The sequence below is a fragment of the Actinoplanes palleronii genome (assembly GCF_016862315.1).
Classification (GTDB): domain Bacteria; phylum Actinomycetota; class Actinomycetes; order Mycobacteriales; family Micromonosporaceae; genus Actinoplanes; species Actinoplanes palleronii.
The window spans coordinates 1-22,011 of the sequence record NZ_BOMS01000077.1 but is presented as its reverse complement, the minus strand read 5'-3'; the positions used below and the strand labels follow the sequence as shown (position 1 = coordinate 22,011).

Genomic DNA, 22,011 nt, shown 5'->3' with positions numbered 1-22,011 from the left:
AAATGGGGCCCGGCAGTGGGGAAGCTGCCGGGCCCCATTTCTCAGTGGGTTTTGCCGCGTTTGGGCAGGACCAGTTCTTCGTGGTCGAGCTCGCGGTTGAGGACGCGCAGGTTCTCGTCGTCCAGGCGGCCGGCGTCGCGCCAGCGCAGCAGCTCCTCGCGCTCGGCGTCGATCACCGCCTGCCGCACCATCAGCGCCGCCTCATACTGCGGCGACGGCGGCACCTCCGACGAGTCGGCCTGTTCCAGCACGTCGAGCCGGTGCCGGTAACGGTCCAGCCGGACCTGGAGCTGCTTACGCATGGTCTCCATGGCCTCGTCCTCGACGTGGTCGTGGTGCTCGCCCTGGATGTCGTCGATGACGTTGAGCGCGGCGCGGACCGCGGCCGACCGGGCCTCGTTGCGCAGCCGGGCCTGGTCGGTCTGGTTGGCCCGCAGCCCGAGCCACTTGACCAGCGGCGCGAACGTCAGGCCCTGCCCGACCAGGGTCACCAGCACCACCGCGAACGCGCAGAACGCCAGCAGGTCCCGGTTCGGGAAGTTGCCCGGAAGGCTGTAGATCGCGGCAAGCGTGATCACGCCGCGGGTGCCGGCCCAGCTCATGGCCGCGGACTCCCGGCCGCTGAGCGACTTCTCCTTGCGTTTGCCCTCCGGGGTCGCCGAGTCGTCCTCGTCCTCGCCGCCCAGCCGGGTGTGCAGCGAGCGCGGCAGCAGTTGGGTGAGCACCAGCCACAGCGGGCGCAGCAGCAGGACCACACCGAGCGTGATGCCCACCGCGGTCACGATGGTGGTGACGCTGTAGACCGTGAGGCCCTGCAGCACGGCCTTCATCTGCTGGCCGATCAGCAGGAAGACGATGCCCTCCAGCAGGAAGTCGATCAGTCGCCAGACGGCGCTGGTCTGCAGCCGGCTCGCACCGGTCGCGTACCGCGGCGTGTCGTGGCCGATGATCAGACCGGCCACCACGACCGCCAGCACGCCGGAGACGTGCAGCTTCTCGCCGAGCAGGTACGCCGCGAACGGGGTGACCAGCGAGATCGCGTTGGCGGTGAGCGGGTCGGCGCGCAGCACCCGCAGCAGCCGCACGAGATACGCGACACCGACGCCGACCAGTACGCCACCGGCCGCGGCGATCACGAACTCGCCGACCGTGGCCTTGTAGGAGAAGTGCTCCGCGCCGGTGGCCACCTTGCCGGCGACCAGCAGGATGGTGAGCGCGGTCGCGTCGTTGAGCAGGCCCTCACCCTGGATCAGGGTGATCAGGTTGTTCGGCAGACCGGCCTTGCGGCCGACGGCCAGCGCCGCGACCGGATCGGGGGGCGCCACCGCGGCGCCCAGCGCGATGCCGGCGGCCAGCGTCACGCCGCCGACGAAGAGTGAGAATCCGAGGCCGACCACGACCGCGGTGGCGATCACCAGGGCGACCGACAGGCTGATCACCGTACGCATGTTGCGCCTGATGTCCAGCAGTGACGAGTCCAGCGCCGCGTTGTAGAGCAGCGGCGGCAGGATGAAGGTCAGGATGAGTTCGGGTTCGATTTCGATGTTGACGCCGGGCAGGTACGCGTAACCGATGCCGGCGACAGTCAGCAGGACGGCGGCGGGCAGGCCGGTCTTCCCGGTGATCCAGTGCACCACCACGATGACCGCGATGGCGCCCAGACCGAAAAGAAGGGTCTCCTCGGGGCTCATCCACCTATTCTTCGCTACTCCCGATCACGTCGTTGTGGCAGGTCGATGACATGATCGGGAGCAGTCGAAATTTTTAGCCGGGATTCGTCCCGGCGAAGTGCTTCTGGGCGTTTTTCAGTGCGGCCCGGTGTCGCCTGACGACCGGCAGCGCGCCGGTCGCGACCTGCCGGGCGGCCGCCTCGTCGCCGTCGGCCAGTTCGGAGCGGATCAGCCGGACGGCCCGGTCGTGCATCGTCGCCTGGCTGGACAGGAACACCTGGTCGAAGTCGTTCTGACCCGTCGTCCGGTAGAGCGCGATGCCCTGCTGGACGGTGCTGTTCGCCTCCGGGTCCAGTTTGACGCGCAGGGATGCGGCGGTGTCCCGGACCGCGGCGTCCAGCCGGGCGCTGTCCGCGGCGAACCGGGCGCCGAGCCGTCGGATCATCGGGCTGGTGGCCTTGCGGGCGGCGATCCGGCCGAGCGCGATCTGGGCGAGATTGCCCTGGTGGGCGGTGCGCAGGAAAGCGGCGTCCGGGTCGAGCCGGCGGGCCGGCGGCGCCATCCGGTCGTCTGCCGCGGCACCGGTGGCGGGGGCGGCTAGTGCCGCGACCACGCCGAAAGCGATAACCATGCGTCGCGAGAACATCTGTCCCAACTCCCTATGTCGGAAACCGCAGATTAACCGTGCGGAATCCGACATAGGGCGCTATTTGGGTGCTAATACCTCAGTAGCGGTAGTGCTCCGGCTTGAACGGGCCCTCGACGTCGACGCCGAGGTACTCCGCCTGCTTCTTGGTCAGCGTGGTGAGCTTCACGCCGAGCGCGTCCAGGTGCAGCCGCGCGACCTTCTCGTCCAGGTGCTTGGGGAGGACGAAGACCTGCTTCTCGTACTCGCCCGGCTTGGTCCAGAGCTCGATCTGGGCCATCACCTGGTTGGTGAACGAGGCGGACATGACGAAGCTGGGGTGGCCGGTGGCGTTGCCCAGGTTCATCAGCCGGCCCTCGGAGAGCACGATCACCGAGTGGCCGTCCGGGAAGCGCCACTCGTGCACCTGCGGCTTGATCTCGATCTTCTCGACGCCGGCCACCTTGTTCAGGCCGGCCATGTCGATCTCGTCGTCGAAGTGACCGACGTTGCCGACGATCGCGTTGTGCTTCATCGCCGACAGGTGCTCGACGGTGATGATGTCGGTGCCACCGGTGGTGGTGACGAAGATGTCGACCTGGCCGATGACGTCTTCGATCCGGGCGACCTGCAGGCCGTCCATCGCCGCCTGCAGTGCGCAGATCGGGTCGACCTCGGTCACCACGACGCGGGCGCCCTGGCCACGCAGCGTCTCCGCCGCGCCCTTGCCGACGTCGCCGTAACCGCAGACCAGCGCGAGCTTGCCGCCGAGCATCACGTCGGTCGCCCGGTTCAGGCCGTCGACCAGCGAGTGGCGGATGCCGTACTTGTTGTCGAACTTGCTCTTGGTGACCGCGTCGTTGACGTTGATCGCCGGGAAGAGCAGCGTGCCCTCCTTGGCCAGCTTGTAGAGCCGGGCCACACCGGTGGTGGTCTCCTCGGTCACGCCGCGGATCTCCGACGCGATCTTGGTGAACCGCTGCGGGTCCGAGGCCAGGCTGGCCCGCAGGGTCTCCAGGATGATCGAGTACTCGTGGTTGTCGTCCTCGGTGGTGGCCGGGACCGCGCCCGCCGCCTCGAACTCGACGCCCTTGTGCACCAGCAGGGTGGCGTCGCCGCCATCGTCCAGGATCATGTTCGGGCCCTGGCCGTTGCCGAAGTCGAAGAGCTGGGTGGTCGCCCACCAGTACTCCTCGAGCGACTCGCCCTTCCAGGCGAAGACCGGGACGCCGGCCGGGGCGTCGACGGTGCCGGTGCGGCCGACGACGGTCGCGGCAGCCGCCTCGTCCTGGGTGGAGAAGATGTTGCAGGAGACCCAGCGGACCTCGGCGCCGAGTGCGATCAGCGTCTCGATCAGCACGGCGGTCTGCACGGTCATGTGCAGCGAGCCGGCGATCCGGGCGCCGGTCAGCGGCTTCGAGGTGCCGAACTCCTCGCGCAGCGACATCAGGCCCGGCATCTCGTGCTCGGCCAGACGCAGCTGGTGGCGGCCGGCCTCGGCCAGGTTGATGTCGGCGATCGCGAAGTCGAGACCGTTGACCGATCGAAGTTTGTCGCTCATGAAAAGAGGGCTCCTCCCTCTCAGGAGGCGCCCTTACGTCACAACGCCCACGCCGAGCGTGGCGGACGTCATTGTCCGTTGCAGCGCCTCTCGGCTGGGCCTGCCTACTTTATCGCGTCCGTTCCTTGATCACATGCGCCTGAGGGTTCCGTCGGAATCGGTGACGACGTACGTCCCGTCACCCAGCGGTTTCAGGTCATATGCGTCGATCGTGACGATGCCCAGCTCGCCGAGCACCTCGCCGGTGCGGGCGTCGACCCGGAAGTGCCGCCACCAGTCGCCCTCCCGGGAGTGCTCGCCGGAGATCACCACCACCGCGGTCGCGTCGTCGAGATAACCGCCGGTCCACTCGAGGAACACCTCCCCGATGTTGACGTCCGGGCCGAGCAGATCGGTGAACCCGGCGAGCGCCACCCGGGCCTGGACCTCGCCGCCAGGGAAGGCGTGGAAGGCCACGTCCTCCTGGCCGTGCTCGACCGTGAGGAACTGCGTGCCGTCCGGGGAGATCGCGACCAGGCAGCGGTCCTCCCACGGGTAGGTGTGCAGGTCTTTGCTGTCGGCCCGGAAGTTCGTGGAGCCGTTCTGGCCCTCGTCGACCTCGAGCAGCATGTGGCGACCGTCCGGGGAGGCGACCTGCTGGCCGCCCTGCCCGGTGATCTCCAGCTGGTGCTCGACGCGCGGCTCGCCGGTCGCCGCGTCCAGGGCGACCCAGCGGTCCTGCTCGCCGCGGCCCGCCTCGGCGTCCGGCAGATACACCCAGACCAGGGCGTCGTCGCCGGACCAGGCGCAGATGCCGCCCAGGCTCTCCTGCGGCCAGCGCCACAGCTCACGGCCGCCCGGATCGACGCAGATCACCCCGGTGTCGGTGGCCAGGGCCAGCCGGTCCAGCGAGGAGGCGACCGCGTAGCCCTCGGCATCGTGCCCGCCGAAGGTGTGGACGAGCTGCAGATCGGCGTCGAAAACCTCGATGCCGTTCGTGGTGGAGCGGGAGATCACGCGCACCCGGGGAGCGTAACGGGAGTTCAACTAGTCACGTGAACGGATGAGAAAACATCAAGGACCTTCCATGAGACATCAAAAACCCATCATTCTGTACGGCGTGAAGCACCCGTACCGGATCCGGGAGATCGCCACGCGCGCCGGCTTGAGCCCGGCGACCGTGGACCGTGTGTTGCACCAGCGCGGTGGGGTGCGGGACAGCACCGTCCGCCAGGTGCACGAGGCGATCGCCGAGCTGGACCGGTCGCCGCCGGCCGGTCGTACGTTCGCGATCGACCTGGTGTTGCCGGCCTCCCGGCAGCTCGGCACCGACGCACGTGCCGCCCTCGACGCCGAGCTGCCGTGCCTGGCACCGATCGCGGTCCGTCCCCGGTTCCACTTCATCGCCGACCCGGTCCCGATCCTGGACCGGCTGGCCCGGTCGGATTCGCACGGCGTGGTGGTGCTGGCCCCGCCGACGCCGGAGGTGGCCGACGCGGTGAGCCGGCTGGAGATGCCGGTGGTGACGCTGAACGTGGACCTGCCGGTCGGCAAGCGGATCGCGCACGTCGGGGTGGACGACTTCGAGGCCGGTGCGACAGCGGCGTACCTGGTCGAACAGTGGCTGCACGACCGGGCCGGCGACGTCGTGGTGATCGACGGGCCGGATGCCGAGCGCCGGACGGCGGGGTTCCGTTCGGTGCTGGCTCCCGCTCGGCGTCTGCGGCTGGTGGCCGGTCCGGATCAGGTGCGGGCCACGCTGGCCGGCACACACACCATCCGCGCGGTCTACGCGCCACGGACCGGCGGGAGCGCCGAGGTGGTCGCGGCGTTCGAGGCCGAGGACCGCCGCTACGACGTGTTCGTGGCGCACGGGCTGGACGAGGAGAACCTCACCCTGCTGCGTACCCAGCGGCTCTCCGCGGTGCTGCACCAGGATCTGCGCACCGACCTGCGGCACGCCTGCCGGGCGATCCTGCGGGCGCAGGGCGCGCTGCCCGGGCCGATCCGTTCGCACCCGGCGCCGGTCCAGGTGATCACTCCGTTCAACGCCCCGAATTTTTAGCGCTTCTTTTTCGCTCGAGGTGTCCTGAGCGGGCCCGGCCGTTCGTCACCTGGGTGAAGACCGTCGAAGGAGACTGAGATGAAGTACATGATGTTCGTCTGCACCGACACCGAGCCGGAGACCGAGTTCGAGGCCCCGGACATCGAGAAGTGGGTGGCCGAGAACGACGCCAACGGCCGGCGGGTGCTGGGCAACCAGCTCGCCCAGCCGTCGGCGGCCACCACGGTCCGGGTCCGCGGCGGCGAGCTGCTGCTCACCGACGGGCCGTTCGCCGAGACCAAGGAAGTGATCGTGGGCTTCGACATCCTCGAGTGCGCCGACCTGGACGAGGCGATCGAGGTGGCCCGCGCCCACCCGATGTCCTGGGCCGGCCGGGTGGAGCTGCGGCCCTACTTCGGCGACTGAGATCCGCACCAGGATTGCTCCAGCTCACTGGTCAGTCATCCCCTTGTCGGTGCCGAAGTAACGGTTGCCGACGAGGAGAGGAATACCATGACCGGTAACCGTGGGCTGGGGCAGTGGTGCCGGGACCGCAGGGTCTCCACCAAGGTGCTCGCGGTCGCCGGAGTCGCGATCGCCGGGACGGTAGTCACCGGCGCGCTGAGCGTGACCGGCATCAGCGACATGGCGAGCACCCGGAACGCCGAGATCGGCATGATGGCGCCGTACATCTCGAACCTGAACGACGCGGCGCTCTCGCTCAAGGCCGCCGCCAACGACGAGCGCGGCTACCTGCTCAAGGGCGACAAGAAGTTCGCCACCGAGGCGCTCGGCCGGCAGGAGAAGGTCACCGCGTCGTTCGGCGCGGCCCGCAAGCTGGTCACCGGCGACCCTGCCGCCAGAGTCGACGAGATCGAGGCGGCCAGCAACACCTGGTTCACCGCGATCAAGGCGGAGTTCGAGACCTACCCGACCAAGCCCGCGGCCGCGACCGACCTGGCTCTGGGGGCCAACCGGGACCTGCGCAAGGTCTACGAGGGCCTGCTCTCCGCGGAGATCACCTCGGCCAACCAGGCGATGGTCGCGGGCAAGGACTTCGACCACGCGGTGGACCGCACCCGCAACCTGGTGATCATCGCGCTGATCTCCGCGCTGCTGCTCGGTGTGGGCTGCGCCCTCTACGTCGCCCGGCTGATCATCGTGCCGCTGCGCAAGGTCAGCGGGGTACTGGACCAGGTCGCCGCGGGTGACCTCTCCGGCGACCCGGACGTGCACCAGCGCGACGAGCTCGGCCACATGGCCGACTCGCTGCGTGCCGCGACCACCTCGCTGCGGCAGACCGTCACCGACCTGACCGCGCACTCCGACTCGCTGGCCCACGAGGCCGGCTCGCTCGCCGCGACCAGCAAGCAGAGCGCCGGCAGCGCCGAGGAAGGCGCCCAGCAGGCCGCCACGGTGGCCGAGTCGGCCGCCACCATGTCGTTCAACATCCAGACCGTGGCGGCCGGCTCCGAGGAGATGGGCGCGTCGATCCGGGAGATCAGCGAGAGCGCCACCCAGGCCGTGCACGTCGCGAACCGGGCGGTCGAGGTCACCGCGAACACCAGCGCCGTGATGGCCAAGCTCGGCGAGTCCTCGGCCGAGATCGGTGACGTGATCAAGACGATCACCGCGATCGCCGAGCAGACCAACCTGCTCGCGCTGAACGCCACCATCGAGTCGGCGCGGGCCGGCGAGATGGGCAAGGGTTTCGCGGTGGTGGCCAGCGAGGTCAAGGAGCTGTCCCAGGAGACCGCGCGGGCCACCGAGGACATCGGCCAGCGGGTCGCCGCGATCCAGGCGGACACCGCCGGAGCGGTCGCCGCGATCGAGGAGATCAGCGAGATCATCAACCGGATCAACGAGTTCCAGACCACCATCGCCTCGGCGGTGGAGGAGCAGACCGTCACCACCAACGAGATGAGCCGCAATGTCACCGAGGCGGCCGAGGCCGGTGCCCGGGTCGCTGACACGATCACCGGTGTCGCGGCGTCGGTGCAGCTCACCACGGTCGGCGTGACCGAGGCCGACCGGGCCGCCACCCAGCTGGCCGGGATGTCGACCGACCTGCGTCGGATCGTGGAGCGCTTCACGCTCTGATTTTGCAAGGCGGCGGCATCACCACGGTGGTGCCTCCGCAAGAAATGCGATCACCGATGAAACATTCAAGCAATTCATCGGAAAACTGGGACTGACCCTTGTGGAGCAGATCACAGAAATCTATGGTCGGCGACATGTTCGCTCCGCCCCGCTGGGCTGCTCTCCTGGCCACACCGCTGGTCACCCTCGGCGTGGCGATCGGCCCGGCCGACGCCGCCGCTGCACATCAACCGTCCATCACCCCCGCGGTCACCCGTGCCGCTCTTGATCCGGCTCTGGTCGCCGGACGCGGCGCAGGAGTCGCGTTCGCCGAGCAGGAGGCCGAGCGCGCCGTCACCACCGGCGTCGTGCTCAGCCCCGACCGGACCGCATACACCCTGGCCTCCGAGGCCTCCGGTCGTTCCGCCGTCACCCTGGACCCGGGGGAGTACGTCGAGTTCACCCTGCCCAAGGCCGCCAACGCGATCACCGTGCGGTACAGCCTCCCGGATGCGCCGGCCGGTGGCGGGATCACCGCGCCGCTGTCGGTGGGCACGCCGGGCGGGACGCGCACCATGACGCTGACCTCGCAGTTCTCCTGGCTCTACAACCAGTACCCGTTCAGCAACGACCCGCAGGCCGGGCTGCTGCACCCGGACTGGTGGATCACCGAGTGCGCCTGCGTGCCGGCCGCCACCGAGCCGGCGCCGGTGATCAGCAAGCCGTTCCGGCCGGCGCACTTCTACGACGAGCAGCGGCTGCTGCTGGGCCGCACCTACCGGGCCGGCGACAAGATCCGGCTCACCGCCCGCCAGGCGCCCACCACCATCGACCTGCTCGACTCCGAGCTGGTCGGCGCGCCGAAGGTCGACCTGGGCGGGGTGAACGTGCTGCTCTTCGGCGCCGACCCGACCGGCCGGCGGGACGCGGCACCGGCCATCGAGAAGGCCATCGCGTTCGCCAAGAAGATCCACCGCGCGGTCTACCTGCCGCCGGGCGTCTTCCAGGTGAACCGGCACCTCGTCGTGGACGACGTGACGATCACCGGGGCCGGCAACTGGTACACCAAGGTCAAGGGCCACGAGGTGGCACTCGACCCGCCGGCCGCCGACGGCTCGGTGCACACCGGCGTCGGCTTCTACGGCAAGGACGCCGCACAGGGTGGCAGCCGGAACGTGCACCTCGCCGACTTCGCGATCGAGGGCGACGTGCGCGAGCGCATCGACACCGACCAGGTGAACGCGATCGGCGGCGCGATGAGCGACTCGTCGATCTCCGGGCTGTACCTCCAGCACACCAAGGTCGGCCTGTGGTTCGACGGTCCGATGTCGAACGTCAAGGTGCTCGGCAACGTCATCGTCGACCAGATCGCCGACGGGCTGAACTTCCACACCGGGGTCACCGGGTCGCTGGCCCGGGACAACTTCGTCCGCAACACCGGTGACGACGCGCTGGCGATGTGGGCGGAGAAGACCACCAACAGCGGCAACACCTTCGACCGCAACACGGTGCAGACGCCCACCCTGGCCAACGGGATCGCGATCTACGGCGGCACCGACACCACGGTCTCGGGGAACCTGGTCGCCGACCCGATCCGGGAGGGCAGCGGCATCCACGCCGGCTCGCGCTTCGGGGCCGAGCCGTTCGCCGGGTACCTGCGGATCGCCGACAACACCACGGTCCGGGCCGGGACGTTCGACCTGAACTGGAAGATCGGCCTCGGCGCGATCTGGTTCTTCGCGCTCGACAAGAGCATCAACGCGGACATCCAGGTGACCGGCGACCACTTCCTGGACAGCACCTACAACGCGATCATGCTGGTCTCCGACTGGGCGGTGAAGGACCAGTACTCGATCACCGGGGCGCACTTCAAGGACATCCGGGTGGACGGCACCGGCACCAGCGTGGTCAGCGCCCGGGCCGCCGGTGGCGCCACGTTCGAGAACGTCGACGCCCGCAACGTCGGCGCGGTCGGTGTGAACAACTGCGGCTCGTTCCACTTCACGCCGAGCGGGTCCGAGTTCACCCTCAGTGACCTGGGTGGCAACGATGGGGGATGGCTGTCGCCGTTCGCCCCCAATGTGATCACCTGCGACGACCGTCCGCCGGTGGTCGCGCCGCCCGCACCTTCTGCCTGGTGACCGTTTCTTTCGACTAGGCCGCTTCTTTTTGGAACAGGCCGCGGCCGTACCCGACGATTCGGGTACGGCCGTCGTCCTTGGTAGCCTGGTTGGCGGATTCGCCGCGGCTTGAGAGTTGGGAACTACGTTGAGTCAAACTCTGCTGGTCACGGGTGGTGCCGGGTTCGTCGGAACCGCTCTGATCAGGTCCTTGCTGACCGAGTTCCCGGACGCCACCATCGTCTCGCTGGACAATTACTTCACCGGCACGCCCGAGAATCACATCGACGATTCCCGGATCTCGTACCTGGAAGGGTCGACCGTCGACCTCGCCAAGATCTGGGCGGCGCACGGGCTGCCGGCTCCCGAGCTGGTGTTCCACCTGGGTGAGTACTCGCGGATCGTGCAGTCCTTCGAGGACCACGACCTGACCTGGGACTTCAACGTCCTGGGCACCAAAGAGGTAATCAAGTTCACCGCCACCGCGGGCGCCAAGCTGATCTATGCCGGCTCCAGCTCCAAGTTCGGCAACGACGGCGACGACGAGAACCTCAACCCGTACGCCTGGACCAAGGCGAAGAACATCGAGTACATCAAGAACTACTCGAACTGGTTCGGTCTGGACTACGCGATCACGTACTTCTACAACGTGTACGGACCGGGACAGATCGCCAACGGCAAGTACGCCACCGTGATCGGCATCTTCGAGCGGCTGTACCTGGCGGGCAAGCCGCTGACCGTGGTGTCGCCGGGCACGCAGACCCGCGACTTCACCCACATCGACGACATCGTCCGTGGCCTGCTCCTGGTGGCCCGCGGTGGCACCGGCGACGGTTACCTGCTCGGCACCGGCCGGGAGTGGCCGCTGGCCGAGGTCGCCACGATGTTCGGCACCGAGATCCAGCTGATCCCGGCTCTGCCCGGCGAGCGGGTGCGCGGCAAGGCCGACCTCACCAAGGCGGCCGAGCTCGGCTGGCAGCCCGAGAACCAGCTCGACAAGTACATCGCCGGCTTCGTCGCCGCCAACCCTCGGTAAACCCCGAGCGTGTGAAGTTTGGGCGCGGAGCGCACCCAAACTTCACACGCCCGGAGTTCAGCGGGTGACCGCGGACAGCGGGGTGGCCACGTCCTCCAGTGACTTCCCCTCGGCGTCGACGCCCAGGAAGATCTCCACGATGCCGCCGATCGCCATCACCCCGGCGCCGATCAGGTAGCCGATGAAGAGCTTGCCCGGGTCGTCGCCCTCGCCGATCAGCCAGCCGTAGAAGACCGGCCCGATCGCGCCGAAGCACTGCGCGATCGCGAAGAACACCGCGATGGCCTGTGCCCGGATCTCCAGCGGGAAGATCTCACTCACCGTCAGGTACGCCGCGCTGGCCCCCGCCGACGCGAAGAAGAAGATGATGCACCACGCGATCGTCTGGGTGATCGCGTTCAGCACCCCGGCGTTGAACAGCACCGCCGAGATCGCCAGCAGCACCGCGGAGAGCAGGTACGTCCCCGCGATCATCTTGCGCCGGCCGATGACGTCGAAGAGATGGCCGATGGTGAGCGGCCCGATCAGGTTCCCGGCCGCGAACGCGATCAGGTAGAGCGGCGCGCTCTTCTCGTCGACGCCGTAGAACTTCGTCAGCACCAGGGTGTACGTGAAGAAGATCGCGTTGTAGAGGAACGACTGCGTGATCATCAGCGTGGCGCCGAGGATCGACCGCTGTGGCAGCTCCTTGAACAGCACCCGGAGCAGGGACAGATAACCGTGTGGCCGGGTCGGCCGGATCTCGATCGCCTTGGACTCGTCGACCGGGGCCAGGGTCTGCCCGGAGGCCTCCACCGCCTGCTCGATCTGCCGGATGTTCGCCTCGGCCTCGGCTTCCCGGCCGTGCATGATCAGCCAGCGCGGGCTCTCCGGCAGGTGCCGGCGGAGATTCCAGATGCAGGCGCCGATGACCGGCCCGATCAGGAACCCGAGCCGCCAGCCGAGGTTCAGGTCCATGTGGTTGAGCAGGACGAACGTGCCGAGGGTGCCGAGGATGGCGCCACCCCAGTAGGTCCCGTTGACGCCGATGTCGACCCGCCCGCGGTATTTCGCCGGCATCATCTCGTCGATCGCGGAGTTGATCGCGGCGTATTCGCCGCCGATGCCGGCTCCGGCGATGAATCTCGTGAGGTACAGGAAAGCGATCGCCCAGGCATCGTTACCCCAGGTCAACGCGGTGAGTGCGTTGCCGGCGAGGTAAACGCCGAGCGTGATGACGAACAGGTTCTTCCGGCCCAGCGCGTCGGAGAGCCGTCCGAACAGGAGGGCGCCGAACACCTCGCCGAGCAGGTAGACGGTCGCGATCGCGCCGACTGCGGTGCTGCTCAGATGCAGCGTCTCCTGCTCCTGCAGGACCGGGCCGATGGCGCTGGCGATGGTGATCTCCAGGCCGTCGAGCACCCACGCGGTGCCCAGTGCCAGGATCATCCGGGTGTGGAACGGTGACCAGTTCAACCGGTCGATACGCGCGGGGATCAAGCTCCGGATGGTTCCTGAATCAGCGGCCGGGGCGGGAGATCCAAGGCTTTGCGTCATAGGACGCACCTCCATAATGACGTGACGTAGCGCACGCATTACCCGCCGTCCCGATTACCATGCACAGGCATGGATGCGATCGGTGTGGCGGTGATCGGTCTCGGCTGGATGGGGCGGGTGCACACCCAGGCGTACCTCCGGGTGCGGCAGCACTACCCGGCGTTACCCGTACCGGAGCTGATCGCCGTGGCCGACGACGTGCCGGACCGGGCCGCCCAGGCCGCGGCCCGCTACGGTTTCGCGACCTCGGCCACCGACTGGCATGCGCTGCTCGACGATCCGCGGATCGTGGCGGTGAGCATCACCGCGCCGAACTTCCTGCACCGGGAGATCGGCGCCGCGTTCGCCGGGTCCGGCCGGCACCTCTGGATCGAGAAACCGGTCGGACTGAGCGCCGACGACGCCCGGGCGATCGTCGGCCCCGGCCAGGTCAGCGTCGGCTTCAACTACCGGCACGCGCCGGCGGTGCAGCGGGCCCGGGCGATCCTGGCGGCCGGCGGGATCGGCGCCGTCACGCACGCCCGGTTCCGGTTCTTCAGCGACTACGCCGCCGCTCCGGACGCCGCGCTGACCTGGCGCTTCGAGCGGGCCCGCGGCGGCGACGGCGTGCTCGGCGACCTCGGCGCGCACGCGGTCGACCTGGTCCGGCACCTGCTCGGCGAGATCGACGAGGTGGTGGCCGCGGACACCGCGATCTTCATTCCGCGGCGGCCCGAGCCGGGCGGCGCGACCACCGATCACGCGCGTGGCGCCGGACCGTTGCGTGAGGTGGAGAACGACGACTGGTTCGCGGCCCTGCTGCGCGTCGCCGGTGGCGCCCGGGTGGTGGTGGAGGCGAGCCGGGTGGCGACCGGTGAGCAGAACCATTACGGCTTCGCCGTCCACGGCACCGAAGGCATGCTGAGCTGGGACTTCCGGCGGATGGGCGAGCTGCTGATGAACGGCGAACCGGTCTTCGCCGGCCCCGGTGACGGGGAGTACGCCGCGTTCCAGCCCGGCGCCGGGATCGCGATGAGCTACGACGACCTGAAGGTGATCGAGGCGGCACTGTTCCTGCGCTCCATCGTCGACGGTGCGTCGCACGGGCCGACGCTGGCCGACGCGATCCGGGCCGCCGAGGTGCTCGCCGAGATCGCCGGCCGGGCCGGGAAGTGACAGTGAGCGGGGATCCGGAAGGACCCCCGCTCCGTGCCGATCGAGGGCTACGCCGGGTCGAGGGCCAAGCCGTCGAAGATGAAGTTCGGGCTCAGGAACGTCGCGCCGCTGCTGCCGCTGATCGTGGAGATCGACAGGGTGTTGCTGCCGGCCTTCAGCGCGCTCGCCGGGACGGTGAACGTGTACGTGGTGTTGATCCCCCGCCAGGTCCCCCGGGTGACGTTGCGGGAGTCCAGGTTGGCCGGGGCGGGTGAGGCCGACGACGGCGACGAGTAGCTGCCGATGGTGACCGCGGGACGGCCACCGGCGAACGCCGAGGTGGTCGCGACGCGCAGCTTGACGCCGTTGGCCGGGACCGAGGCGAGGGTGAAGTTCAGGGCCATCGGCGAGTTGACCGACTTGAACTCGGCCATCGGGAACTTCGCGGCGCCGGACGCGACGCTGTAGCTGCTCGCCGTCCAGGCGGCCATCCGGCTGTCCGACGGGTGCATGGTCTCGATCTTGTCGGCGTTCAGGAAGCCGGCCGGGGTGCCGTCGAACGTGCCGAGCTGGAAGAGCGTGCCGGCCGCCGGGACGTTGCCGGTGACCGCGAGCGAGGTGGTCGCCGCGGCGGTCACCGTGATCGTCTTGGGGGTGCCGACGGCCAGCTCACCGGCGTACAGGGTGGCGGTGTAGGTGCCCGGCTTGATGTGCCCGATGACGAACTTGCCGGACTTGACCGAGCCCCAGTACTGACCGTTCGTGCCGGCCAGCCCGACCGTCGCCGTCAGGCCGTTCCACGAGCCGCTCGCGGTGCCGGTCACGCCGCCGCGCTGGGCGTTGGAGAGCAGGCCCGGGATGTACGAGCTGAGGAAGTCCATGCTGTGCACGGTCGGCGACTCGCCGTCCGTGACCGCCAGGGCGTACGGGCCGTGCAGGCCGAGCCGGAGCGCCTCGGTCTGCTGGTGCCCGCTGAACATGTAGTGGGTGATGTTGACCGCGGTGCCGGTGTCGTTCACCTCGATGTCCCGGAAGAACGGGCCACCCGAGGTCATGTCGTTGTTGCCGGCGATGATGTACGCCCCGTGACCGTTTCCGCTCGCGCCGAACGGGGTCTGCGCGATCAGCCGCTGCGAGCTGAAGAACTTCGACGCGGTCTGGCCGCTCGCGAACGCGAACACGTCCGAGCCCTCGACCGTCGACGTGGTGCCGGACGTCTTCGCGGCCACCGGTGACGTGGTCAGCAGCGAGCTCTTCAGCCGGGTGATGAACCGGGCCTCACCCGGGTTCAGCGCCTTGGTGATGTCGGTGGCCATGTAGAGCGTGTTGTCGTTCTTGCGCGCGAAGTAGTACTGGGTCACGCCGATCGACGAGTTCGTCGCGCTGACCAGGATCGACGCGCCGCTGTTGAAGCTCTGGCTGGTGACCGTGGCGGACGACCAGCCGGACTCGAACTGCCCGGCGGCCTGACCGGAAGCGGTCAGCTCGGTGCCGTCGTGCTTCAGCGATGTCACGTTCCCGTTCGTGGTGTTCACCGCGAACGTCAGGCCGGTGCCGGTGTCGAAGGTGATGCTCGACGCGGCGTTCGCCCACGGCTGGCCGCCGAGCAGGCCGGCGCCGGCCAGCACCGCGACCGCGGCGATGCCGCCGGCCAGGGCCTTCCGCTTCTTCCGGGAGGCCGGGCGCCGGTGCGAGGAGGGGAACTGGGGATCGGGGGTCATGACTCGAGGTGGCCACCGCCGCCGGAAAGGTTGCCCGGGGCTCCCGACTTTTTCCGAAATCGGTCAGGGCAGGACCAGTCGTGGCGCTGGGTCGCCGCTGCGCCACGCAGCGCTGAGAACCGCGAGAGAGTCCGCGGCCGCCGCGGTGTGCAGGCTGCCGGGGCGAGCGCCGGGCCGGATCCGGGTCCCGGTCACCGGCACGATGCGTACGCCCGCGGCATACAACCGGGCCTCCCCGGTCACCACGGCGGTGACCGGTGGCGCGGCGGCCCGGCCGGCCAGCGCCGCGAGCAACGGCTCCAGCAGGGTCAGTGCGGCGACCAGTCCCGCGTAGGGATTGCCGGGCAGGCTCACCACCCAGCGGCCGCCGGGCAGCTCGGCCAGCCCCTGCGGATGCCCGGGACGGCAGGCCACCCCGCGTACGTGCCACGTCGCGTCCAGCGCGGTCAGCACCCGGTGCAGGTGATCGGCGGCGCCGGCCGAGGACGAGCCGCTCACCACGACCACCTCGGCGCCCGGCCGGCCCAGCGCGTCGGCCAGCGCCGCCGGGTCGTCCGGCAGCCGGGTGCTGCGGAGCAGGTGGCCACCGGCCCGTGCGGTGACCGCGCTGACCAGGCCGGTGAAGCTGTCCCGCACCTGACCCGGTCCCGGCTGCCCGGAAGTGATCACCTCGTCGCCGGTGACGAACAGCGTGACCGCCGGCGGCCGGTGGGTGTGCAGCTCCTCGACACCGGCCTGCACGGCCGCGGCCGCCATCGTCGCGGTGACCGGTCGTCCCGCGTCGGCCAGCAGGTCACCGGGCCGGAGGTCCTCGCCGGTGCGACGGATGTGCGGGCGCCGGGGCTCGCCGCTGACCAGGTCACCGTGCCGGGTGCTGTCCTCGTACGGAAGAACCGCCTCGGTCGTCGGTGGCACCGCCGCTCCCGTGCCGATCTCGATCGCGGTGCCGCCGAGCAGCGGATCGACCGGCTCGCCGGGCCCGGCCAGCCGGCGGCCGACGACCCGCCACGGACCCGGACCGGTGATCGCGTAGCCGTCCATGGCCGCGGTGTCGAACGCCGGGACCGCGACCGCGGCGCGCAGCGGCACGGCCAGAATCCGGCCGATCGCCGCGTCCGGTGTGGTTCGCTCGGCGGGCAGCGGCCGCGCCAGGTCACCGGCGGTCGCGTGGGCCACCGCCCACGGCATGCCGGGACCGTGCTCGATCATGAAGACCAGCTCTCGTCGTGGACCGTCGAAGTTGATGATGGGCCATGATCGCGGGACCCGGGTCACCTGATCGAGCCGCAGGTGCGGCCGGTGGAGCGGCGAGTGGCCGGAGTATGCCGGTGATGAACGACATTTTGGCTGGCAAGTGCGGAAGATTAAGGTGAGCGATATGACGGTGTTCCAGATCGGCGAGGCGGCCGAGTTGCTCGGGGTCAGCCCGGACACGGTGCGCCGCTGGGTCGATGCCGGCCGGCTCGCCGCCTTCCGCGACGAGCACGGCCACCGGGTGATCGACGGGGTGGACCTGGCCGGCTTCGTCCGGGCACAGGCCGCCGAGCCGGACGGGCGCTCGGATTCCTCGTCGGCCCGCAACCGGCTGCGCGGGATCGTGACCGCCGTGGTCAAGGACACCGTGATGGCTCAGGTCGACATCCAGGCCGGACCGTTCCGGCTGGTGTCGCTGATGAGCCGGGAAGCCGTCGACGAGCTGGACCTGCGGGTCGGCTCGGTGGCGGTGGCGGTCATCAAATCGACCACCGTGGTGGTGGAGCGGTCCACTGTGGGGAGAAACAGTTGAAGATCAGGATCGCAGCGCTCGTGCTGGCACTGGGCCTGGCCGGGTGCAGCGGGACGTCCGATGACAAGGCGGCGGAGAACAGCACGGTCACCGTGTTCGCGGCCGCGTCGCTCACCGAGTCGTTCACCGCGCTCGGCAAGCAGTTCGAGGCGGCACACGACGGGACCACGGTGAAGTTCAACTTCGCCGGCAGCTCGGCGCTGGCCACCCAGATCAACCAGGGTGCACCGGCCGACGTGTTCGCGTCGGCCGCGTCGAAGAACATGGCGGACGTCGCCGACGCCGTCAGCCCGACCATGTTCGCGAAGAACCAACTGGTGATCGCGACCGCGAAGGGCAACCCGAAGAAGATCGCCGGTCTGGCCGACCTGACCAAGGCCGATCTCAAGGTCGCGCTCTGCGCCGAGGCGGTGCCCTGTGGCGCGGCCGCCAAGACGGCGCTGGAGGCGTCCGGGGTCAAGCTCACCCCGGTCACCCTGGAACAGGACGTGAAGGCGGCGCTCACCAAGGTCAAGCTGGGTGAGGTGGACGCGGCGCTGGTCTACCGCACCGACGCCAAGGCCTCGGCGGCCGACATCGACGCTGTCGAGTTCCCGGAGTCGGCCAAGGCGATCAACGAGTACCCGATCGCGGTGCTGAAGAACGCCACGAACGCGACCGGCGCGCAGCAGTTCGTCGACTACGTGCTCTCCGCCGACGGGCTGAAGGTGCTCAGCGAAGCCGGATTCCAGGCGCCGTGACCAGGCAGCGGGTCCCGATCGCGCTGCTGGTGCCGGCGATCGGCGGACTGATCTTCCTGGTCCTGCCGCTCGCCGGGCTCCTCTGGCGCACCCCGTGGACCACGCTGCTGTCCCGGCTCACCGAACCGGGGGTGGTCCAGGCTCTGCGGTTGTCGTTGCTGACCGCGAGCCTGGCCACCCTGCTCTGCCTGGTGCTGGGCGTCCCGCTGGCCTGGGTGCTGGCCCGGGTCACGTTTCCCGGCCGGCGGGTGGTCCGGGCGCTGATCACCGTGCCGCTGGTGCTGCCACCGGTGGTCGGCGGCATCGCCCTGCTGCTCGCCCTCGGCCGGCGCGGCCTGATCGGCAGCTGGCTGGACTCGACGTTCGGGATCAGCCTGCCGTTCACCACGGCCGGGGTGGTGATCGCCGAGGCGTTCGTGGCGCTGCCGTTCCTGGTCATCTCGGTGGAGGGCGCGCTGCGCGGCGCCGACACCCGCTTCGAGGAGGCCGCCGCCACCCTCGGTGCGACCCGCTGGACCACGTTCACCCACGTGACGTTGCCGCTGGTGGCGCCGGGGATCGCGGCCGGCGCGGTGCTCTGCTGGGCGCGGGCGCTCGGCGAGTTCGGCGCTACGATCACCTTCGCCGGCAACTATCCGGGGATCACTCAGACCATGCCGCTCGCGGTCTACCAGACCATGGAGAGCGGCGACCTGGACGGAGCGGTGGTGCTCAGCCTGATCCTGCTGGTGGTGTCGGTGACGATCCTGGCCGGCCTGCGCGATCGGTGGCTGACCGCTCCATGACCCTGGATGCTCACCTGGTCGTGCACCGGGGCGGCTTCCGCCTGGACCTCGAGTTGACCATCGCCGCGGGCGAGACGGTCGCCCTGCTCGGGCCGAACGGAGCCGGCAAGACCACCGCCCTGCGTGCCCTGGCCGGGCTCATCCCGTTGACCAGCGGACATGTCACCCTGGCGGACCGGGACCTCACCGAGGTGCCACCCGAGCGGCGCCGGGTCGGCGTGGTGTTCCAGGACTACCTGCTGTTTCCGCACCTCAGCGCACGGGACAACGTGGCGTTCGGCCCGCGGCGGCACGGTGCGGACCGCCGCGCCGCGCACGAGATCGCGGACCGGTGGCTGGCCCGGGTCGGGCTGACCGACTTTGCACGCCGCAAACCGCGGCACCTCTCCGGCGGGCAGGCCCAGCGGGTCGCGCTGGCCCGGGCGCTCGCCGTCGACCCGGTGCTGCTGCTGCTCGACGAGCCGCTCGCGGCACTCGACGCGCGGACCCGGCTGGAGACCCGGGCCGAGCTGCACCGGCACCTGTCCGCGCATCCCGGTGCGACCCTGCTGGTCACCCACGATCCGCTGGACGCGCTGGTGCTCGCGGACCGGCTGGTCATCGTGGAGGACGGCCGGGTGGTCCAGGAGGGCGACGCGGCCACGATCACCGCCCAGCCCCGTACCGACTACGTGGCCCAGCTGGTCGGCCTCAACCTGTACCGCGGCCGGGGCGACGGTCACGTCGTACACCTGGAAGGTGGTTTTGCTCTGACCGCGACCGACGTCGTGCACGGCGACGCGTTTGTGGCCTTCCCCCCGGCGGCCGTCGCGTTGCACCCGGCCCGGCCGGACGGCAGCCCCCGCAACACCTGGCCCGCGGTGCTCACCGACATCCAACGGCACGGCGACAACCTGCGGGTACGCCTGGACGGCCCGATCGTGGTGGCCGCCGACATCACCCCGGCCGCGGCCGCGCACCTGGATCTCGCGCCGGGCCGGGAGTTGTGGGCGGCGGTCAAGGCCAGCGAGACGCGGGCCTACCCGGTCAGCTCGTGAAGGTGAAGTACTTCCACGCGCCGTAGGTGGCGGTGTTCAGGGTGTCGCCGGAGGTGCCCGGGAGGTAACCGGTGCGGACCCGGTACCGGACGCCGGTCTTGTGCGTGCCGGTCAGCGTCCACGTCGACTTACCCGCGGTGTTCAGCGCGAACAGCCCGCTCTTCCAGGCCTTCCAGGTGCCGGCCGAGTAGTACTCGAAGGCCAGCTTCTGCTTGCGGCCCGGCTGGTAGGTCATGGTCGTGGTGAACACCGGGTTCTTTGCTTTTCGTACGTACTGGTACGCGGTCGACCCGATCTTCGCGGTCTTGTAGTGCTTGGTGATCGCGGTGCTCGCCGCCACCCTCGTGCCGACGGTCGACGTCACCGAGCGCGGAGCGAACCGGGTGTCGCCGGCGAACTTCACGGTGACCACGGTGTTGCGGGTGAGCGTGAGCGGCACCGAGTACAGGTGGTAGCCGTTCACCGTGCCGCTGCCCAGCAGCCGGGCGCCCTGGTCGGCGCCGGCCGGGTCGGACCAGATCTCGACCTTGCGATTGGTCCACGTGTCGCCGAGCGTGGCGGTGAACCGGACCGGCTCCGCGTACGAAAAAACGCTCTTGTTGTTCGTCAGCGACAGTGCCGGAGTGCTGAACGGCAGGGTGACGGTCAGCTGGGCGGTGACGACCGCATACCCGTCGAGCTCCGGTGTGGACGCGAGGTAGGTGATCGTGCCGCCGGCCGGCGGGGCGTCGGTGAGATTGATGGCGCCGCCCTCGCCGAGCGGCACCCGGATCGGCTTGCCGCCGGTCGGGGACTCCGCGTCGGTGCGGACGAAGGTGACCGCCGGGAACGCCTCGGCGGGCAGCCCGGTAGCGGCGCCGAGGATGCGCACCACGTGACCCGGCTCAGTGGTCGCGTCGATCGTGAGCACCGGCGTGACCAGGTCGTTCGCGAACGCGGAACCCGCGGTTGTCACAGCGAGTGCCCCGCCGCCGGCGAGCAGTGCGGCAGCGAGCGAGATCCTGATCAGGCGCATGGATCGGGAGTGTAGCCCCGGGTTATGACCGGTCCGGTATGGCGGCCGGGAGATCAACCACAGGTTATTCATAGGCTTCGATGTTGTGCTGCCTGCTTCGCCCCATTCAGGAGGTTGCAGACATGGCATCCGAACCGGATACCGACAACGCCGCGTATGTGCGCGCGGTGCATGACAAGGGTTTGGCGTTCGACCTCGGCACCATGTCCCGCCGGCGGATGCTCGCCGCGATCGGCGGGACCGGGGCCCTCGCCCTGACCGGTGGTTCGGCCCTGCTCGCCGGCAGCGCCGAAGCTCACGAGATCACCTGCGCCGAGGAGGTCGAGTCGGAGACGGCCGGCCCGTTCCCCGCCGACGGGTCCAACGGCATCGACGTGCGCACCGTCTCCGGTGTGGTCCGGCGCGACATCCGCCCCTCGTTCGGCGGGTCGACCGGCGTGGCGCACGGTGTGCCGCTGGTCTTCAGCGTGATCGTCCGCGACCTCGACTGCAAGCCGCTGGCCGGCGCCGCGGTCTACGTCTGGCACTGCGACCGGGAGGGGCGTTACTCGCTCTACTCCTCCGGTGTCACCGAGGAGAACTACCTGCGCGGCATCCAGGTCACCGACTTCTTCGGCCGCGTCACGTTCACCACGGTCTTCCCGGCCTGCTACACCGGCCGCTGGCCGCACATCCACTTCGAGGTCTACTCCTCGCTGGCCGACGCGACCAGCGGCGCCGGGCCGATCCGCAAGACCTCCCAGATCGCGTTCCCCGAGGCGGTGGCGGACAAGGTCTACGCCGAGGCGACCGGCTACGAGGCGAGCGTCACCAACATGGAACGCATCACGCTCGCCTCCGACATGGTCTTCGGCGACGACCTCGCCGCCCGGGAGATGGCCGACATCGCCGGCACCCCGCGCATCGGCTACGTCGCCCGCCTCGCCATCACGGTGGACCCGACCGCGGTCGAGGTCCCCGGCGGCCCGGGCGGTCCCGGCGGTCCCGGCGGTCCGCCGCCCGGAACCCCGCCCCCGACGGCCTCGCCGACCGCTTCCCCGTCCGCCTAGCGGCCCGGAGGATGGAATACGTCCAGCTCCGGGAGGGGGAAACCCAGAGCTGGACCCCCATTTTTGTACGACCTGGGCAGAGTCCCCACCCGCC

Annotated in this window: 19 protein-coding genes; 11 read left to right on the top strand and 8 right to left on the bottom strand. The window is 69.7% G+C overall.

Annotation, left to right across the window (positions count from 1 at the left end; all coding sequences use genetic code 11):
- Positions 1–41: 41 nt before the first annotated feature.
- The 4 genes from Apa02nite_RS25545 to Apa02nite_RS25530 all read right to left on the bottom strand — a co-directional run bounded on the left by Apa02nite_RS25545 (position 42) and on the right by Apa02nite_RS25530 (position 4,858).
- Positions 42–1,691 carry a Na+/H+ antiporter gene (locus tag Apa02nite_RS25545; protein ID WP_203827237.1) on the bottom strand — a complete coding sequence of 550 codons (1,650 nt, stop codon included), beginning with the start codon at positions 1,689–1,691 and terminating at the stop codon, positions 42–44.
- A gap of 73 nt (positions 1,692–1,764) precedes the next feature.
- Entirely contained in the window at positions 1,765–2,301 is a 537-nt protein-coding gene (locus Apa02nite_RS25540; protein WP_203827236.1) for a DUF4142 domain-containing protein, read from the bottom strand.
- Positions 2,302–2,395: 94 nt separating this feature from the next.
- On the bottom strand, positions 2,396–3,856 hold the full coding sequence (gene ahcY / locus Apa02nite_RS25535) for an adenosylhomocysteinase (protein WP_203827235.1): 1,461 nt from the start codon (positions 3,854–3,856) through the stop codon (positions 2,396–2,398).
- Positions 3,857–3,985: 129 nt separating this feature from the next.
- On the bottom strand, positions 3,986–4,858 hold the full coding sequence (locus tag Apa02nite_RS25530; RefSeq protein WP_203827234.1) for a WD40 repeat domain-containing protein: 873 nt from the start codon (positions 4,856–4,858) through the stop codon (positions 3,986–3,988).
- Between the two features lie 64 nt (positions 4,859–4,922).
- Between Apa02nite_RS25530 and Apa02nite_RS25525 the strand changes: the two genes are divergently transcribed.
- From Apa02nite_RS25525 to Apa02nite_RS25505, 5 genes are all read left to right on the top strand, one after another.
- Positions 4,923–5,900: a LacI family DNA-binding transcriptional regulator gene (locus Apa02nite_RS25525; RefSeq protein ID WP_239164559.1), complete on the top strand. Its 978-nt coding sequence runs from the start codon at positions 4,923–4,925 to the stop codon at positions 5,898–5,900.
- 78 nt (positions 5,901–5,978) lie between these two features.
- Complete coding sequence (locus Apa02nite_RS25520) at positions 5,979–6,305, top strand: YciI family protein (protein WP_067691515.1); 327 nt, start codon at positions 5,979–5,981, stop codon at positions 6,303–6,305.
- Between the two features lie 87 nt (positions 6,306–6,392).
- The gene (locus Apa02nite_RS25515) at positions 6,393–7,979 is read left to right on the top strand and encodes a methyl-accepting chemotaxis protein (protein ID WP_203827233.1); all 1,587 of its coding nucleotides are present in this window, start codon (positions 6,393–6,395) and stop codon (positions 7,977–7,979) included.
- 134 nt (positions 7,980–8,113) lie between these two features.
- The gene (locus Apa02nite_RS25510) at positions 8,114–10,099 is read left to right on the top strand and encodes a glycosyl hydrolase family 28-related protein (RefSeq protein ID WP_239164558.1); all 1,986 of its coding nucleotides are present in this window, start codon (positions 8,114–8,116) and stop codon (positions 10,097–10,099) included.
- Positions 10,100–10,226: 127 nt separating this feature from the next.
- Positions 10,227–11,114, top strand: a complete 888-nt coding sequence (locus tag Apa02nite_RS25505; protein WP_203827231.1) for an NAD-dependent epimerase/dehydratase family protein — start codon at positions 10,227–10,229, stop codon at positions 11,112–11,114.
- Positions 11,115–11,171: 57 nt separating this feature from the next.
- On the opposite strand, the gene Apa02nite_RS25500 is transcribed toward Apa02nite_RS25505, so the two are convergent.
- Entirely contained in the window at positions 11,172–12,593 is a 1,422-nt protein-coding gene (locus tag Apa02nite_RS25500) for an MFS transporter (protein ID WP_239164557.1), read from the bottom strand.
- A 126-nt stretch (positions 12,594–12,719) separates the two neighbouring features.
- On the opposite strand from Apa02nite_RS25500, the gene Apa02nite_RS25495 reads away from it, so the two are divergent.
- Positions 12,720–13,805, top strand: a complete 1,086-nt coding sequence (locus Apa02nite_RS25495) for a Gfo/Idh/MocA family protein (RefSeq protein ID WP_203827229.1) — start codon at positions 12,720–12,722, stop codon at positions 13,803–13,805.
- Between the two features lie 47 nt (positions 13,806–13,852).
- Here Apa02nite_RS25495 and Apa02nite_RS25490 read toward each other — a convergent pair whose 3' ends face one another.
- Complete coding sequence (locus Apa02nite_RS25490) at positions 13,853–15,505, bottom strand: rhamnogalacturonan lyase B N-terminal domain-containing protein (protein ID WP_203827228.1); 1,653 nt, start codon at positions 15,503–15,505, stop codon at positions 13,853–13,855.
- A gap of 63 nt (positions 15,506–15,568) precedes the next feature.
- The gene (locus Apa02nite_RS25485; RefSeq protein WP_203827227.1) at positions 15,569–16,714 is read right to left on the bottom strand and encodes a molybdopterin-binding protein; all 1,146 of its coding nucleotides are present in this window, start codon (positions 16,712–16,714) and stop codon (positions 15,569–15,571) included.
- Between the two features lie 169 nt (positions 16,715–16,883).
- On the opposite strand from Apa02nite_RS25485, the gene Apa02nite_RS25480 reads away from it, so the two are divergent.
- From Apa02nite_RS25480 to Apa02nite_RS25465, 4 genes are read left to right on the top strand one after another with little or no spacing between them, the layout of a single operon-like run.
- Positions 16,884–17,291 (top strand): TOBE domain-containing protein, encoded by a 408-nt coding sequence (locus tag Apa02nite_RS25480; RefSeq protein ID WP_203827226.1) that lies wholly within the window; start codon positions 16,884–16,886, stop codon positions 17,289–17,291.
- Positions 17,288–18,031, top strand: a complete 744-nt coding sequence (gene modA / locus Apa02nite_RS25475) for a molybdate ABC transporter substrate-binding protein (RefSeq protein WP_203827225.1) — start codon at positions 17,288–17,290, stop codon at positions 18,029–18,031. Before Apa02nite_RS25480 ends, modA begins: the two co-directional genes overlap by 4 nt.
- A complete protein-coding gene (locus Apa02nite_RS25470) occupies positions 18,016–18,816 on the top strand; it encodes an ABC transporter permease (RefSeq protein ID WP_373873053.1) in 801 nt (266 codons plus the stop codon). The genes modA and Apa02nite_RS25470 overlap by 16 nt, the downstream gene beginning before the upstream one ends.
- Positions 18,813–19,853 (top strand): ABC transporter ATP-binding protein, encoded by a 1,041-nt coding sequence (locus tag Apa02nite_RS25465; protein WP_203827223.1) that lies wholly within the window; start codon positions 18,813–18,815, stop codon positions 19,851–19,853. Before Apa02nite_RS25470 ends, Apa02nite_RS25465 begins: the two co-directional genes overlap by 4 nt.
- On the opposite strand, the gene Apa02nite_RS25460 is transcribed toward Apa02nite_RS25465, so the two are convergent.
- Positions 19,843–20,868 (bottom strand): hypothetical protein, encoded by a 1,026-nt coding sequence (locus Apa02nite_RS25460; RefSeq protein WP_203827222.1) that lies wholly within the window; start codon positions 20,866–20,868, stop codon positions 19,843–19,845. The genes Apa02nite_RS25465 and Apa02nite_RS25460 overlap by 11 nt on opposite strands.
- A 122-nt stretch (positions 20,869–20,990) precedes the next feature.
- On the opposite strand from Apa02nite_RS25460, the gene Apa02nite_RS25455 reads away from it, so the two are divergent.
- Positions 20,991–21,917 (top strand): dioxygenase family protein, encoded by a 927-nt coding sequence (locus Apa02nite_RS25455; RefSeq protein WP_067691555.1) that lies wholly within the window; start codon positions 20,991–20,993, stop codon positions 21,915–21,917.
- Positions 21,918–22,011 lie beyond the last annotated feature (94 nt).

What these genes read in the sequence shown, in the direction of transcription:
- Apa02nite_RS25545 (WP_203827237.1), bottom strand. Translation starts at nt 1,691, where the DNA reads ATGAGCCCCGAGGAGACCCTTCTTTTCGGTCTGGGCGCCATCGCGGTC.
- Apa02nite_RS25540 (WP_203827236.1), bottom strand. Translation starts at nt 2,301, where the DNA reads ATGGTTATCGCTTTCGGCGTGGTCGCGGCACTAGCCGCCCCCGCCACC.
- ahcY (WP_203827235.1), bottom strand. Translation starts at nt 3,856, where the DNA reads ATGAGCGACAAACTTCGATCGGTCAACGGTCTCGACTTCGCGATCGCC.
- Apa02nite_RS25525 (WP_239164559.1), top strand. Translation starts at nt 4,923, where the DNA reads ATGAGACATCAAAAACCCATCATTCTGTACGGCGTGAAGCACCCGTAC.
- Apa02nite_RS25520 (WP_067691515.1), top strand. Translation starts at nt 5,979, where the DNA reads ATGAAGTACATGATGTTCGTCTGCACCGACACCGAGCCGGAGACCGAG.
- Apa02nite_RS25515 (WP_203827233.1), top strand. Translation starts at nt 6,393, where the DNA reads ATGACCGGTAACCGTGGGCTGGGGCAGTGGTGCCGGGACCGCAGGGTC.
- Apa02nite_RS25510 (WP_239164558.1), top strand. Translation starts at nt 8,114, where the DNA reads ATGTTCGCTCCGCCCCGCTGGGCTGCTCTCCTGGCCACACCGCTGGTC.
- Apa02nite_RS25495 (WP_203827229.1), top strand. Translation starts at nt 12,720, where the DNA reads ATGGATGCGATCGGTGTGGCGGTGATCGGTCTCGGCTGGATGGGGCGG.
- Apa02nite_RS25490 (WP_203827228.1), bottom strand. Translation starts at nt 15,505, where the DNA reads ATGACCCCCGATCCCCAGTTCCCCTCCTCGCACCGGCGCCCGGCCTCC.
- Apa02nite_RS25485 (WP_203827227.1), bottom strand. Translation starts at nt 16,714, where the DNA reads ATGATCGAGCACGGTCCCGGCATGCCGTGGGCGGTGGCCCACGCGACC.
- Apa02nite_RS25480 (WP_203827226.1), top strand. Translation starts at nt 16,884, where the DNA reads ATGACGGTGTTCCAGATCGGCGAGGCGGCCGAGTTGCTCGGGGTCAGC.
- Apa02nite_RS25465 (WP_203827223.1), top strand. Translation starts at nt 18,813, where the DNA reads ATGACCCTGGATGCTCACCTGGTCGTGCACCGGGGCGGCTTCCGCCTG.
- Apa02nite_RS25460 (WP_203827222.1), bottom strand. Translation starts at nt 20,868, where the DNA reads ATGCGCCTGATCAGGATCTCGCTCGCTGCCGCACTGCTCGCCGGCGGC.
- Apa02nite_RS25455 (WP_067691555.1), top strand. Translation starts at nt 20,991, where the DNA reads ATGGCATCCGAACCGGATACCGACAACGCCGCGTATGTGCGCGCGGTG.